Origin of the sequence: Sphingobacterium nematocida (assembly GCF_900168125.1) — a bacterium.
In the GTDB taxonomy this organism is placed as follows: domain Bacteria; phylum Bacteroidota; class Bacteroidia; order Sphingobacteriales; family Sphingobacteriaceae; genus Sphingobacterium; species Sphingobacterium nematocida.
This window is the reverse complement of sequence record NZ_FUZF01000004.1, coordinates 14,886-29,283: the sequence shown is the minus strand read 5'-3', so window position 1 is coordinate 29,283 and position 14,398 is coordinate 14,886. Positions and strand designations below refer to the sequence as shown.

Sequence of the window (14,398 nt, the reverse complement as noted above, 5' to 3'; positions counted from 1 at the left end):
AAAACTGCTAAATTATTTTAGCAACATCAAAAAGTCAATATAATCTTTCCATGAAATCCCCGACTCTCCATTAGTTCATGCGCAAGATTGGCCTTATCATACGGAAAACACGCGGCTAGGTGAGTTTTATAGGCGCCAGAAGCCACCCAAGGCATAACCTCCTGTCGGATGGAATTTGTTAGATTTCGCTTAAACGCTATGGAGCGGCTACGCAATGTACTTCCTGTGATATGAATACGTTTCAACATTACCTTCATCAAGTTCAATTCAACCTTTGCACCTTCCATAGCATTGATCATAACAAGCCGCCCCTCTTCCGCCAAAAGATTAATGTTTTTATTGAAATAAGCACCTCCAATACTATCTAAAATAACATCCATTCCAATTCCTTTCCAGGTCATTTCAAAATCCAAACCTGAATAATCAATGACATGAGAAGCTCCCAATGCTTTGACAAATAAAACCTTATCCGAAGAACCAACAGTAGTAAACACCTCAGCTCCCCAAAGTCGTGCCAGTTGAATGGCAGTGCTACCAATGCCACCTGCCCCACCATGTACAAGGAAACGTTCTCCCGAAGCCAGTCTGCCCCGTTCAAAAACATTGTGCCATACCGTAAAAAGCGTCTCAGGCATACCGGCCGCTTCTTCATAAGATAGATCATCCGGAATCACCAAACAGATACCAGCATCCACAGCAACGTATTGCGCATACCCTCCGCCAGCCACCAAAGCCATCACCCTGTCGCCGATCTTCAAATCCCCACAAGCTCCGTTCATATCAACGATTACGCCAGCCACTTCCAGTCCCGGGATATCAGCAACGACACCGGCGGGAGCCGGATAATTACCTTTACGCTGAAAAATATCGGGTCTATTGACCCCTGCTGCCCTCACCTCGATAAGCACCTCATTGTCTCGCAATACCGGAGTTGGTCGCTCCTCCACCCTTAGTACCTCGGGTCCGCCTACTTGCGTTATCACCACAGCCTTCATCATTTCTTTTTTGGAAACTTTTGAAGCCGAACATTCAATGACAGCATAAAATAACGCCCTAGTCTACTGTTCTTTGCTTCGTATACATCATTACCTATATATTCCGAATAAATCCCCATCGCTTTGTTCTGGTCAAACAAATCATAGCCCTGCAATCTTAACAAAGCAGATTTATTACGGAAGAAAGTCCACTCTACAAAACCATTCATTATCGTTTGATTCTCATTCATAAAACTATTGGTATAACCATTATTGTAGCGCTGAGACATCTCAAGCCCCAAAGAAAGATTATCATTCAGATAGCCTCTAGCCCCCAACCCCCAGAACATTGTTTCTACATTTATATTCGTTTTAAACGGAATATCGTAGCGTGTATTATTCCAGACATAGTTCGCATTAAACACAGACTCCACATAGTCACTCCATGCGTATTTCAATTGCATAGTCTGCGTCAATACCAATTGTTTTGTTGTTCTCTTTTTCTCATCGATAAAAGAAAGATTGTTGTAATAGTCGGTATTTCCTGTCAAATCCAACTGAAAATCATCATTTATAAAGGGCGTATTAAACATATAATACCACCGTACGTCATAATAACCGGAAGTATTTTTAAAGGTAGTTTCCTGAACAGTTGAGTTCGTCGCCGAACGCTTGTCACTTACAATTTTGTTTAAAATAAAATTGTAAGCAAAGTTTGTCTCGAAGTACTGCATCCGTGACGTAAATGTCTTACGTAAAGTAGTCGCAACACGATGAGCCGATTCTGCTTTCAGTCCTGGATTTCCAATAATAATATTGCGCGAATTGGTATTATCAACAACCGGTGCTATCTGGTTAAAATAAGGTTGATTATTCTTGCCCTTATAATTCATTTGCCAGTCCATATTTTTCGAAAAACGATAAATAACATTTGCACTAGGCATTAAATTGATGTTTTCATACTTGTAAACGACATTATCCTTTGTCAATCTCCCCTCCATGTACAAGGGCTGTACAGCAAACCCAAAATTCATTTTAAACCGTTTATTCGGTTCATATTGATACGTTACGCCAGTTTTATTATTTCTAAAAAAATAATCGTAATCCACGGTCAACGAATCTATAATAAAAGGTCCGACAGAAGGAGTCTTATCCTCTACCAATCGTATGGCTTCTATACGCGTGATATCAAATTCATAGCTAAATTCGAATAGACTGTGTTCAAAAAAGGGTTCTACATACGATACCGAAGCTTTAGTAGAATTGGTATAGTTGTTCTGCTTGATAAATTGATCCTGACGAAACTTATCCAACGAATCTAACTTGATGTAATTTTCGATCTCATCGTACTCTTCAAATACACTCTCCCTCTTCTCTACATTATTGGAGTTTAATAAAAGATTCGCAACCAGTTTTCGGCCTTTCTTTTGAAATGATTTCGAGTACATGGCTTCAAGATCACCATTTGGACTGATTTGTGACGTAGAATCACGGTACTCCCCCGAATTGGTCTTTTCGTAGTTACGCAGATTAGTACGTTTTCTATTCGATCCATTCAGTTGATTGAAAGTAAGATTTCCCTCAATCTTCAGAACGTCCGCATTCTTAAATTTTGTATCAAAACCAAATTTCATCCGATGATTCTGATCGATATTCCGCATCCTGTAGGACTCCTCTTTCGTGATCGTGTTTCCGACATAGGTAGAAGTCAGCTTCGATATACCATCCGTTACATTCTTTTGACGCACAAAACTATATGCCGCATTAAATGAAGTATGCTCCCCCCATTTATCCGATACATTGACCCCCGCAGAACTCACCTCGTTAAGCCCGTCAATAGGATCGGCATATTCACCGATATCCATAGAGTTGCGATTTCTATCTCCCCCCTCAGGATTGCCAAAGCTAAACAAGTTGGTGTTTGTATTGTTAAAAGAGCCCAAAATAGAAATCTCTCGACCATCGTCGAATTTATTTGCGCCAAAGCTTCCCAGATACCTGGAGTTGGTTCCTCCACCAGCAGTAGCCTGCCCAAAATAGATTTTCTTGTGGTCGTCCTTCAGACTTATATTCAGTATTTTCTCCGGCTCGCCACTTTTGATACCCGTTTCCTGCTCTTTATCACCATAAAAATCAATCACCTGCAGGTTCTGTATAAAATCAACCGGCAGATTCCGTGTAGCCGTCAATAGGTCTCCTCCAAAAAAATCCTTATTATCCACTTTAACTTTCTTAATTGGCTTTCCATTATAAGTTACAGAGCCATCTCGAAACACCTGAAAACCCGGAAGCCCCTTCAAGGCGTCTTCTAACAAAGAGTTTTTCCGAAAATCAAAAGCATTAAAATTAAATTGCAAAGTATCTCCATTCACGACAACAGGGATTACCTTTAAGATATTAACATCGGGTATTTCCAAAGAAAATAGTTCGAGATAAACAGTAGGAACTTCTAGTTGGACATTATTTCCAGCAACAAGCATTGATTTGTTGGCACTCTTATACCCCAACATCTTATAATCAAAATGGAGATTCTTACCTTTAAAATCTGCGAAGTTAAAATTGCCGAGCAAATCTGTTATTTTATGAAGTGTATCCGATTCACTGGTCATTCGGACGCTAACAGACTTGATTGGATTTCCCTTGTTATCCAATACCCGGCCGTACACACTATTTTGCGCATGGACATGATTTGTCAGCATTTGACAAGCAAATACGACAATGATAACCCTTATTTTATACCACGAGAATTTCACCAATAAGTCCGCAAAATCTAACTTAGTTCAATATACTAAAATATTGTTATTCAAAAAAACTTTCATCATTCCCCAAATGAACTAATTGTACACTTGCAAATAAAAAATACTCATATTAGGCTTTCGGCGTTAACAATCGCATCCTAAATATCAAAAGTCTATATACCTAAAACGATAAATATGACATAATCGTATACAAGAAAAGGCTGTCGATTCCGACAGCCTTTTATAAAATATGGTAACCCCTTAATAATGACTATTCGCCATCAAAAGCTACTTTAACCAAATGTCTATCAATTTCCCAACGTCCTGTTCCTTCTTCACCGATAACATCAAATATCTCAAGAATACGTCTAGCTACATATTCCTCTTCCACCTGCTCCGCCAAGAACCATTGTAAAAAGTTGAACGTAACATAATCTTTAGCTTTCATACACTTGTCAGCCATATTATTAAATTGCTCTGTTACGAACATTTCCTGCTCCAATGTTTGTTCAAAAACACCACGGAACGATTCGAAATCAACAGGGATATTGGTAACCTCTGGAGAAATCGCTCTTCCACCACGATTGCTTATATAGTTGAACAACTTCAACATATGCTCACGCTCTTCGTCCGATTGTTTTGCAAAAAATCGAGATGCATTATCCAACCCTTGATCGTCACACCATGCAGACATTGCCAAATACAATGCTGACGAATGTGCTTCTATTTTAACCTGGGCATTTAGTATGTTCTCTATCTCTTCAGCCAAAGATGACTTTAATTTCAATAAATCTTTCATATCGTTATATTTTTATATTTACACTTAGTATATTAAATCACAGCAAGCCATCCTCGCTTCTGATTTACTAATACAAAGATAAAGCCCATCTACAGGATAACAATAAAAAAAGTGCAATACAAATTAAGTCTAAATTAGGAATTCATAAGCTAACTTGTTTAGAATCAGTATGATTTAAAACAGCTTTTGACTAGATCGCCAATAGGGAATTATGACGTAAAATTGACCGGATCTGACCATTTAGCTCCAACATAAATTTTGCGCCCGACAGCAACTCACGGAGATTGAGTACATCTTCAACAGAAAGAATAAAACAACGTTCTGTACGAAACGGCATAACCACTTCAAAGTCAAAAGAACGCGAAGAGTTACATAACATAGCTTCTATATCGATCTGTTCGATCCGCTTTTTAAAAACAAAAAAGTCGTTGACCTTAAAAGCCGTGGTATTCTCCTGAAATTCGAGCCAATAACAATTTTTTCTACTACACTGATAAACGGCACCATGTTCCGTTGTATACACCTCTTCTACGTTAGCTAATGGACAAATCATCTTGGGTTATCTTATCTTTTAGACCACAAATATTAAATGATGCGCAAATATAAACTTAATTAAGAATTAATCCAAATAAAATACATCAATAAAACTTTCAAAAAAAAGCGGCTTAGTATCACTAAGCCGCTCTCCTTATTATAAATGGGTACCTCCTCCCATTAAAACTCTTCTTCCTCCGTCGAAAGTAATTCCTTATGATTACTTGCGTTGGTTCGAGTTTTAGTTTTGTGTTTATTAATCTGTCGTCTCAACGACTCCACTGCGATATCCGTCGCTTCCTCAAAGCTCTTCGCCTGCGCCTTCGCGAAAAGCTGACTTCCCGGAATATTAAACTTCAACTCTACCACCTTGTTTTCCTCGTCTTCTACATTTTCCAAACGAAGATAGCATACGCCCTCAATGATATTGTCCAAATACTGCTCTAACTTGTCAGTTCTCCTTTTGATAAAATCTACCAATTTTTGGTCTGCATCGAATTTAATTGATTGCACAGTAATGTTCATTTTTCCTCCTTTTTTAAGCCTTTGGATGTGCTTGTTTGTAAATTGATTTTAATCGCTCAGCCGAATTATGCGTATAGACTTGCGTCGCCGCCAATCCTGCATGACCTAATAATTCTTTGATCGCATTTAAATCTGCGCCGTTGTCTAACAATGAGGTAGCAAAACTATGTCTCAGTACGTGTGGGCTTCTTTTCTTCTGTGAAGTGATCATGCTTAAGTACCTTTTTACTACTCTATATATTAACATTGGATATCCCTGCTTTCCTTCTTTAGTAACGACTAAATACCCGGAATTGTTTTCTACATTTTGAAGTTTCTTTTTTTCTAAATATCTTTTTAATTCTTCGATTAGGTGTAAATGTAAGGGTACAAAACGCTCTTTGTTCCGTTTCCCTAATATAAGGATTTTTTTATTGTAAAAGTCAATATCCTGCTCCTTTATTTGTAAAAGTTCGGAAAGTCGAATCCCTGTACCGAAAAGCAACTCCATAATAATAAAATCTCTCACCGACTCAAAATCATCGGCCACTTCATCCATATGTTCTAAAAGATGATTCATCTTTTGCTTCTCTATCACCACCGGTAATTTCTTCGGTGTTTTCAATGCCTGTACCAGACGTACTGGATTTTTAGCAATCAGCTGCTCCCTTTGTAAAAATTTATAAAAAGAACGCAATGTCGAGATGGCGCGGTTTACAGAACTAGCTTCTTTTCCTTTCTCCCGCAACAGCGAAAAGTAATACCGCATCAACTTATGATCCACCTCTTCAAAAGGTATCTTTTCTGCTTCAAGAAATTCTAAAAAACATTTCACCTCCATTTCATACGCCTTTATCGTATGTGGTGAATAACGTTTTTCAAACGTCAAAAAGCGAATAAACCGATCCTTAAACATATCTTCCTCTTTACGTACCTTGTAACCAAACTTAAGTAAAATGAACTGCATTAACCAATATCTAATCAAAAAAATTAACACCCCAACAATCTATATCATTTATTAAAAATTATATAACATATCTGCTAACAATAAGCCGAACTTCGTGTTAACTTACAATAAAGACACTAATAAAAAGCCAATATGCATAAACACATATATCATATCCATGGTATGACCTGCGACGGTTGTCGTACGCATATCGAAGCCAAGCTGAATGAGATCGAAGGTATACAAGCAACAGTTTCATTAGAAAAAGAACAGGCCGAAATAGAAAGCGCTACGCCACCAAACCTTCCTCTATTGCAACAGAAGTTAGCTGAGCTCGGCACGAATTACCACATTCACGAATACGACCCCAAACACACCAACAATTACCCGGTTCAAAAAGAAACAGCTGACTCAGCAAGCGGACAGTACATATGTCCTATGTTTTGTGAGGGACATGATAAGACCTATCCCGAAAAAGGCCGCTGCCCGGTATGTAATATGCACTTAGTCCCGGTAGAACAAATACACGAACAGCAGCCCAGTAAACACCATCAATCACCTGTTTCTGGCAACAACTCATCCAACGCTGGAAAATACTATTGCCCGATGCATTGTGAAGGAGACAAAGTATATGACAAGGCGGGTATGTGTCCCGTATGTGGAATGAATCTGGAAAAAATCCCCGAGGCCACAGTAAAAGTCGTATTCAGCTGCCCGATGCATCCAGAAATACAACAAGACAGTCCGGGCGCCTGTCCTATTTGTGGTATGGATCTCGTTGCAAACCAGCAAACAGAAACAGAAGACGACACGTATCAGGATTGGAAGAAAAAACTGATTATCAGCACTCTATTCACCCTACCCGTATTTCTACTATCTATGGGCGATATGCTTCCCGGAAATCCGGTTAGCAAGCTAATACCTCCCCACATAAATGGATGGATCCAATTTATTTTAACTTTACCAGTGATCTTTTATACCGGTTGGACTTTCTTTCAAAGAGGCTGGATCTCTTTTAAGACCTGGAATCTGAATATGTTTAGTCTGATTGCTTTAGGAACAGCTGCAGCTTTTATATTCAGTATAATTGCCCTGCTGTTTCCTCAAATTCTTCCGGCCGAAATGCGGGCCCACCACGCACATCCACCACTTTATTTTGAATCGGTAGTCGTCATTATCACTTTGGTGATACTCGGACAACTGATGGAGGCTAAAGCGCATTCCAAAACAAACTCCGCTATCAAAGCCCTCATCAAGCTGACACCTGCAGAAGCCATTTGGCTACATGAAGGGATCGAGCAGCGGATAGCTGTAAACGATATCAAAAAAGATTACATATTACGGGTTCGTCCGGGCGATAAGGTCCCAATTGACGGGGTCATTACGGAGGGTTCATCGTCCATAGACGAATCCATGATTACAGGCGAATCTATTCCTGTAGAGAAAAACAAGGATGATAATGTCATCGGCGGAACCATCAATGGCAATCAGAGCTTCTTAATGAAAGCTACACATATAGGCGCCGAAACACTACTTTCGCAAATCATACAACTGGTCAATGATGCGAGTAGAAGTCAAGCTCCGATACAAAAGCTCACGGACAAGATTTCAAAAGTATTTGTCCCTATAGTTATTCTCATAGCAGTCGCTACTTTTATCATTTGGATGTTAAGCGGAGTAGAAGACCGACTGGCCTACGCCATCACCAATGCGTTAGCCATTCTAATAGTTGCCTGTCCCTGTGCCTTGGGATTGGCTACACCGATGTCGGTCATGGTGAGTATTGGAAAGGGAGCAAAAAATGGAATATTGGTTAAAAAAGCCGAAGCCTTAGAGCAACTTCGAAAAATAGACTATCTTATTTTGGATAAGACGGGCACCATAACAGAAGGAAAACCTGAAGTGACCACCTATGAGAATAAAAACGGGACCATAGACAATCACATTCTAAAAGTTGCCGCTTCCATCAACAAACAAAGTTCACATCCACTTGCAGAGGCTATGGTCAACAAAGCTGAAGCTGAATCCATACCTCTCTCCCCTATTAGTGACTTTACAAATGTCACAGGTAAAGGCGTATCAGCTACACTAGACCGCACCACAGTACTTTTAGGTAATGAAGCCCTACTCAACGACAATAAGATTGAAATCCCCTCTGCAATAAAAGATAAGGTGAGTCGATTACAGTCCGAGGGATCCAGTGTTTCTTATCTCGCAGTAGATAATGAATACTCCGGTTTTATAGCTGTCCGGGATAAGATAAAAGCTAACGCGAAAGAAATAATTTCGCATGTACAAAGCTTGGGAATAGAAGTCCTAATGCTTACAGGAGACAATGAACTTACTGCGCAGGCCGTAGCCAAAGAAACTGGAATTAATTCCTTTAAAGCAAGACTATTGCCACAGGACAAGCTCCATGAAATAAAGAGACTGCAAGGAGAAGGTAAGATTGTAGCAATGACGGGCGACGGTATAAATGACGCGCCAGCCCTCACTCAAGCAGATGTGGGCATAGCCATGGGCTCTGGTACCGATGTGGCCATACAGAGCTCGGACATTACCTTACTTAAAGGCGAGCTAAGAGGCGTCTCCAAAGCGATTGACCTAAGCCGCATGATGATGCGAAACATTAAGGAGAATTTACTCTTTGCTTTTCTTTACAATGTGATAGGAATACCGATTGCTGCAGGCTTGCTTTACCCCGTATTTGGAATGCTGATGTCTCCAATGATAGCAGCAGCAGCTATGAGTTTAAGTTCGGTTTCTGTGATAGCAAATTCATTACGTCTTAATTTAAAGAAGCTGTAACAAACAGTCGACCGCATACATTCAAAAAATACTTAGTGACATCCCCAGCCAAATCGGATTGTCACTAAGTATTTGTCTTTTTTTGCCATTTCCTCTATATAAAAGAATCTAAATTGATGAGGAAAGCTACAAAATTCGATTTTATATTACAGCGCAACTCTATTGCGCGTAAAAGCGAATTTATGTAGGTTTGTATAAATAAGTAATGTAACCTACTTATTTAAAACAGTTACGAACCCTATTATACTATAAACCGTGAAAAGAAGATTATTCTTAAAAAATGCTGCCTTAATAGGTGGATCCACTTTACTCACCCCTATACTTCCATCCTTTTCCGCTCAACAAAATAAAGTACGCGTAGCAGCCATCGGGATCAATGGAATGGGGTGGTCAAATTTAAATTCCATTATTAAGCATCCTGATGTAGTATGCACAGCATTATGTGATGTCGATGCCAATATCCTCAAAAAGAGGGAAACCGAACTTGCGCAACGTGGAATTAAGGTACAGACTTTCGAAAACTACAAAGATCTACTCGCCTCCAAAGAAGTAGATGCTGTAATCATTGGTACACCGGATCATTGGCATGCGCTACAGATGATGGATGCTTGTAAAGCCGGGAAACACGTATACGTGGAGAAACCATTGGGCAACAGTATAGAAGAATGTAATGTGATGGTGGAAACGGCAAAAAAACACAACAGCATTGTACAGGTCGGGCAATGGCAACGTAGCCAACAACACTTTGCCGATGCAATAAGTTTCGTTCATTCGGGCAAGCTTGGCAAAATTAGAATCGTCAAAGCCTGGTCTTATGTCAGTTGGAAACAAGGCATCCCTGTCGTTGAAGATACGGTAGCACCATTGGGTGTCAACTATGATCTATGGTTAGGCCCTGCAAAGAAGAGACCGTTTAACGCAAATCGCTTTCATTTTGAGTTTCGTTGGTTTTGGGATTATGCCGGAGGGTTAATGACAGATTGGGGTGTGCATATGCTGGACTATGCATTATTGGGCATGCAGGTATCTGAACCTAAATCAATTATATCCTCGGGAGGAAAATTTGCCTATCCTAACGACGCTTCAGAGACTCCCGACACCTTAAATACAGTTTACGAATTTGACAATTTTAATATCGTGTGGGAACACACCAAAGGAATAACCCTAGGGCCTTATGAACGGGATCACGGTGTTGCCTTTGTAGGCGAAAACGGGACTTTGGTTCTCAATAGAAGAGGTTGGGAAGTTATTCCGGAAAAAGACAAGATGGAAGCAATTCCACTTCAAAAACCAGTGGATAATGGGTTGGACAAACACACCACAAATTTTGTTGAAGCGATACACCGTCGCGATCCAAAAGCAGTTAATGCTCCTATAGAGGCGGGTGCCCACATCGCCATTTTTTCCCAGATGGGCAATATCGCCTACCGTGTAGGTAAAAAAATCCATTGGGATCCACTCAAAAAGAAATTTGATATCCCAGAGGCCAACACCTTGATAAAAGCAAAATATCACAACGGCTATAAATTAACTTAACACCTTATTAAAGTCCTATTGGGATTCTCCAACAAAACTGCTTATTTTTATAGCAGTTTTGTTAAAAATATAAACGAATCCCCTATTATGAAGTTTGGACAAGTAGCAGATCCTTCCCTTATCGATTTTACGATACCAGAGACACCGCAAGAGACCTTTGATTTACTCCAACGGAATAAACAGGACAAACCCATGGAAGTATATGTGGGCTGCGCCAAATGGAATAAAAATGATTTAAAAGGATTTTATCCTCGGGGTACTAAAGACGAATTGGCCTATTACTCCACCCAATTCAACGCGATCGAGTTAAACGCTACGTTCTATAACTCTCCTTCTAAAGATCAGGTGGAGACCTGGAAGCATAAAACACCCGAAGGCTTCAAATTCTTCCCAAAAATACCCCAATCTATCAGTCATTTTGGAAGATTGCTCAATTCGGATGAGAAAGTCGCCGCATTTGTAGACGCGACCGTATTATTTGAGGAAAAACTAGGAATGGCTTTTCTTCAGCTTATAGATAACTTCAAGCCCAAGGATTTTGACCGTTTAGAGGCTTTTCTAAGAAATTTCCCTAAAGGTTATCCTTTAGCAGTAGAGGTCCGTAATGAAGAATGGTTTTCTGCAGATATCGCTGAACGATTTTATCAGCTTTTGGAAGACACCAACAAAACAAATGTACTGGTTGATACGGCAGGAAGGCGCGACATGATGCATATGCGTCTTACTACTCCCACCGCTTTTGTACGCTATGTAGGAGCAAACCATCCCTCGGATTATACCAGATTAGATGAATGGATCAAAACCATCCTACAGTGGAAAGAGGCAGGCTTACAACAACTGTACTTTTTTATCCATCAAAATATTGAAGTGGAGTCTCCACTACTAGCGGCTCATTTTATCGAAAAACTGAATAAGGCCTTAGGAATTAAATTAAATATTCCACAAAAACCAGGAGATCAAAAAAACAACACACCACCTACCTTATTTTAAGATGAAAATAACCGGTATTCATCATATTGCTATTATCGTTAGTGACTACCACAGGTCCAAGAGGTTCTATACAGAGGTTTTAGGGTTAGTGGTTTTAAATGAAGCATATAGGAAAGAACGGGATTCATTCAAACTGGATCTGGCCATCAATGAACATTATATCATTGAATTGTTTTCATTTCCCACACACGTACCACGGCCTTCCTATCCAGAAGCCTTAGGGCTGCGGCATCTTGCATTCGCCGTGGATCAGTTGGAAACATGGATAGAAAAACTACAAGCCAACAACATAATCGCAGAACCCATCCGAACAGATGAATTCACGGGCAAGAGATTTACCTTTTTCCAAGATCCCGATGGATTACCCCTGGAGCTCTATGAAAGGTAACTTATCACGACCTTGATCATTAAAAACCACAGATTTTTTCTAAATAGTGTGTCCTAATCCCAAAATAAACTTTCAACTCCTGAAGTTTCGTCTTTATTTCCTGCTGCTTTTCCGTATTTATCTCCCGCTTCTCCGCGACGATCATCACATTTTTGGGGGTATGTGCATCTGAAATAAACTGCATGACTTTGGTCTGATATCCGTAGTATTCGAGAATAAGAGCACGAATGCTATCGGTCAACATTTCGGCATGTCTTTCCAAAAAGATGCCGTGTCGCGTCATAAAATCCAATTCGTTTTTGGCCTTGACCAGTTCCAATTCCCGACGTACCTGCTTATGACAACAAGGGGCTACAACGATAAGCTTTGCCTGATTTTGAATTCCCTTGTAGATAGCATCATCGGTAGCCGTGTCGCAGGCATGTAGTGCGATCAACACATCAAGTTTACAAGAAGCCTCATACGCATCAATCGTTCCTTGCGAAAAATGCAGGCCATCAAAACCAGCTTGTCCAGCAATACCATTACATAGCTCTACGAGATCCTGCCGATATTCGATACCTTCTACGACTGCTTTCTTCTTGAGTTCATTATTAAGATAATCATACAACGCAAAGGTTAAGTACCCTTTACCAGCTCCCATATCCACCACACTGATGGTATCCTCCGAATGCAAGTTATTCAACGAACTACTTAACAGCTCTACATAATGGTTAATTTGTTTCCATTTGTCCTGAGCAGCGTTGTACACCTCACCATTCTGATCCGTAAGTCGCAAAGCATGAAGATAAGGTTTGTTAGCAGATCCGATCTTTCGTTGCTTTTGCACATCGTGACTCATCGCTTGTGTCTTCTTCGCAGTCGCTTTTTCAGTCCGTTCGGACCACTCCCCTTTTTTATTCATCTGGCACACGACATTAGCGTTCGCGGTAAAGAGTGTCGCCACTTTAAATTGACCCAAACTTAGGTATTCAGTGATCTGCAGCAAACCATCTTCTACCGCAAAGTTCTTCGTGATATCTTTCGTCTTATAACGTAAAGTAAACGACAGGTGCAGTTCACGTTTTATAGACACGAGTTTTACATGAATTTGCTTCAGCCCATTTTCAGTGCCTTGATAGTTGCCTAGAGATAACTTTATGAAACTTTCCTGTGTTATACTTTGTCTTAGCTTTTCGATAAAAGAAGATACTGCCATTTCTCAGATAATATTTTGAGCAACAAAGATACAAAATCCAAGCATGGTCAAATTAATTTAAATTTCACAGCAGACATTCGTCAATTCGAAGCATTTTATCTAAGTTTGAAATAGACTCAGATTTACTATGCAGAATCCAGAAATTGAAGCCGTATTCTTTGATATTGACGGTACCTTACTAAGTTTCAAGACACATGAAGTGTCTCCCTCTACAGAAGAAGCTCTAGCACAATTACAAGCTAAAGGAATTAAAACCATACTCTCCACCGGGCGATCTATTAATAGTATAGACCATGTCAGATACTTAAACTTCGATGGATATATTACCTTCAATGGTGGTTATTGTGTTTCCAAAGAAGGATATATCCTTTTCAAAAAAGCCATTGATCCAAAAGACATCGAAAGCCTTCTAAAATATGCAAGTGAAAGGCCTTTGAGTTTTTCATTTATGTCTGAAAAAGAAGTCAGCATACATGATGTCACCCCCGAGATCGCAGGAATGTACGCCCACCTCAACCTTCCAGTCCCGCCATTGGTCGACATGAACAATGTAGAACATGATTCTATCCTTCAGACCAATATCTTTATGGGCCCAGAAGAAGAAGCCCAGTTTATGGCAGAGGTGATGCCCAATTCGCTTGCCTCCCGTTGGACACCGTTATTTGCCGATGTCAATCCGAAAGGACAAAGTAAAAAAGTAGGTATCGATATCTTTTGCGAACATTATGGTATTGATCTATCCAAAACCATGGCTTTTGGCGATGGAGGTAACGATATCACCATGCTCCAACATGTTGCTTTAGGCGTAGCGATGGGCAATGCTAATCCAGAGGTAAAAGCCATAGCAGATTATATTACCGATGATGTCGATAACGATGGTATATGGAATGCCTTAAAGCATTTCGGTATTTTATAAAAAACACTTTCAAAAAAAAGGAGGTCAATTCTAAAATTGCCTCCCTTTTAAAAAAAACAACAGTGTA

12 protein-coding genes are annotated in these 14,398 nt (G+C 39.9%); 5 read left to right on the top strand and 7 right to left on the bottom strand.

Features of this window, described 5'->3' with window-relative positions; all coding sequences use genetic code 11:
* Positions 1 to 26: 26 nt before the first annotated feature.
* The 6 genes from B5X76_RS06530 to B5X76_RS06505 all read right to left on the bottom strand — a co-directional run bounded on the left by B5X76_RS06530 (position 27) and on the right by B5X76_RS06505 (position 6,516).
* Positions 27 to 998, bottom strand: a complete 972-nt coding sequence (locus B5X76_RS06530; RefSeq protein WP_317042859.1) for an NAD(P)H-quinone oxidoreductase — start codon at positions 996 to 998, stop codon at positions 27 to 29.
* Positions 995 to 3,673: an outer membrane beta-barrel protein gene (locus tag B5X76_RS06525; RefSeq protein WP_079642313.1), complete on the bottom strand. Its 2,679-nt coding sequence runs from the start codon at positions 3,671 to 3,673 to the stop codon at positions 995 to 997. The genes B5X76_RS06530 and B5X76_RS06525 overlap by 4 nt, the downstream gene beginning before the upstream one ends.
* 310 nt (positions 3,674 to 3,983) lie before the next feature.
* Positions 3,984 to 4,511, bottom strand: a complete 528-nt coding sequence (locus B5X76_RS06520; protein WP_079642312.1) for a ferritin — start codon at positions 4,509 to 4,511, stop codon at positions 3,984 to 3,986.
* Between the two features lie 190 nt (positions 4,512 to 4,701).
* Positions 4,702 to 5,064 (bottom strand): DUF6686 family protein, encoded by a 363-nt coding sequence (locus tag B5X76_RS06515; RefSeq protein ID WP_079642311.1) that lies wholly within the window; start codon positions 5,062 to 5,064, stop codon positions 4,702 to 4,704.
* Between the two features lie 161 nt (positions 5,065 to 5,225).
* On the bottom strand, positions 5,226 to 5,570 hold the full coding sequence (gene hpf / locus B5X76_RS06510; protein ID WP_079642310.1) for a ribosome hibernation-promoting factor, HPF/YfiA family: 345 nt from the start codon (positions 5,568 to 5,570) through the stop codon (positions 5,226 to 5,228).
* Positions 5,571 to 5,583: 13 nt separating this feature from the next.
* Entirely contained in the window at positions 5,584 to 6,516 is a 933-nt protein-coding gene (locus tag B5X76_RS06505; RefSeq protein ID WP_317042858.1) for a tyrosine-type recombinase/integrase, read from the bottom strand.
* 132 nt (positions 6,517 to 6,648) lie between these two features.
* On the opposite strand from B5X76_RS06505, the gene B5X76_RS06500 reads away from it, so the two are divergent.
* The 4 genes from B5X76_RS06500 to gloA2 all read left to right on the top strand — a co-directional run bounded on the left by B5X76_RS06500 (position 6,649) and on the right by gloA2 (position 12,217).
* A complete protein-coding gene (locus B5X76_RS06500) occupies positions 6,649 to 9,303 on the top strand; it encodes a heavy metal translocating P-type ATPase (RefSeq protein ID WP_079642309.1) in 2,655 nt (884 codons plus the stop codon).
* A gap of 255 nt (positions 9,304 to 9,558) precedes the next feature.
* The gene (locus B5X76_RS06495; RefSeq protein WP_079642308.1) at positions 9,559 to 10,839 is read left to right on the top strand and encodes a Gfo/Idh/MocA family protein; all 1,281 of its coding nucleotides are present in this window, start codon (positions 9,559 to 9,561) and stop codon (positions 10,837 to 10,839) included.
* An 87-nt stretch (positions 10,840 to 10,926) separates the two neighbouring features.
* Positions 10,927 to 11,829 (top strand): DUF72 domain-containing protein, encoded by a 903-nt coding sequence (locus tag B5X76_RS06490; RefSeq protein ID WP_079642307.1) that lies wholly within the window; start codon positions 10,927 to 10,929, stop codon positions 11,827 to 11,829.
* A gap of 1 nt (position 11,830) precedes the next feature.
* Positions 11,831 to 12,217 (top strand): SMU1112c/YaeR family gloxylase I-like metalloprotein, encoded by a 387-nt coding sequence (gene gloA2 / locus B5X76_RS06485; protein WP_079642306.1) that lies wholly within the window; start codon positions 11,831 to 11,833, stop codon positions 12,215 to 12,217.
* Positions 12,218 to 12,236: 19 nt separating this feature from the next.
* Here gloA2 and B5X76_RS06480 read toward each other — a convergent pair whose 3' ends face one another.
* Positions 12,237 to 13,415 carry a class I SAM-dependent methyltransferase gene (locus tag B5X76_RS06480; protein WP_079642305.1) on the bottom strand — a complete coding sequence of 393 codons (1,179 nt, stop codon included), beginning with the start codon at positions 13,413 to 13,415 and terminating at the stop codon, positions 12,237 to 12,239.
* 127 nt (positions 13,416 to 13,542) lie between these two features.
* Here B5X76_RS06480 and B5X76_RS06475 point away from each other — a divergent pair, with 127 nt between their 5' ends.
* Positions 13,543 to 14,331, top strand: a complete 789-nt coding sequence (locus B5X76_RS06475) for a Cof-type HAD-IIB family hydrolase (RefSeq protein ID WP_079642304.1) — start codon at positions 13,543 to 13,545, stop codon at positions 14,329 to 14,331.
* The last annotated feature ends 67 nt before the right edge of the window (positions 14,332 to 14,398 follow it).

Bases quoted from the DNA above. Each gene is read 5' to 3' on its own strand.
- B5X76_RS06530 (WP_317042859.1), bottom strand. From the start codon at position 998: ATGATGAAGGCTGTGGTGATAACGCAAGTAGGCGGACCCGAGGTACTA.
- B5X76_RS06525 (WP_079642313.1), bottom strand. From the start codon at position 3,673: ATGCTGACAAATCATGTCCATGCGCAAAATAGTGTGTACGGCCGGGTA.
- B5X76_RS06520 (WP_079642312.1), bottom strand. From the start codon at position 4,511: ATGAAAGATTTATTGAAATTAAAGTCATCTTTGGCTGAAGAGATAGAG.
- B5X76_RS06515 (WP_079642311.1), bottom strand. From the start codon at position 5,064: ATGATTTGTCCATTAGCTAACGTAGAAGAGGTGTATACAACGGAACAT.
- hpf (WP_079642310.1), bottom strand. From the start codon at position 5,570: ATGAACATTACTGTGCAATCAATTAAATTCGATGCAGACCAAAAATTG.
- B5X76_RS06505 (WP_317042858.1), bottom strand. From the start codon at position 6,516: ATGCAGTTCATTTTACTTAAGTTTGGTTACAAGGTACGTAAAGAGGAA.
- B5X76_RS06500 (WP_079642309.1), top strand. From the start codon at position 6,649: ATGCATAAACACATATATCATATCCATGGTATGACCTGCGACGGTTGT.
- B5X76_RS06490 (WP_079642307.1), top strand. From the start codon at position 10,927: ATGAAGTTTGGACAAGTAGCAGATCCTTCCCTTATCGATTTTACGATA.
- gloA2 (WP_079642306.1), top strand. From the start codon at position 11,831: ATGAAAATAACCGGTATTCATCATATTGCTATTATCGTTAGTGACTAC.
- B5X76_RS06480 (WP_079642305.1), bottom strand. From the start codon at position 13,415: ATGGCAGTATCTTCTTTTATCGAAAAGCTAAGACAAAGTATAACACAG.
- B5X76_RS06475 (WP_079642304.1), top strand. From the start codon at position 13,543: ATGCAGAATCCAGAAATTGAAGCCGTATTCTTTGATATTGACGGTACC.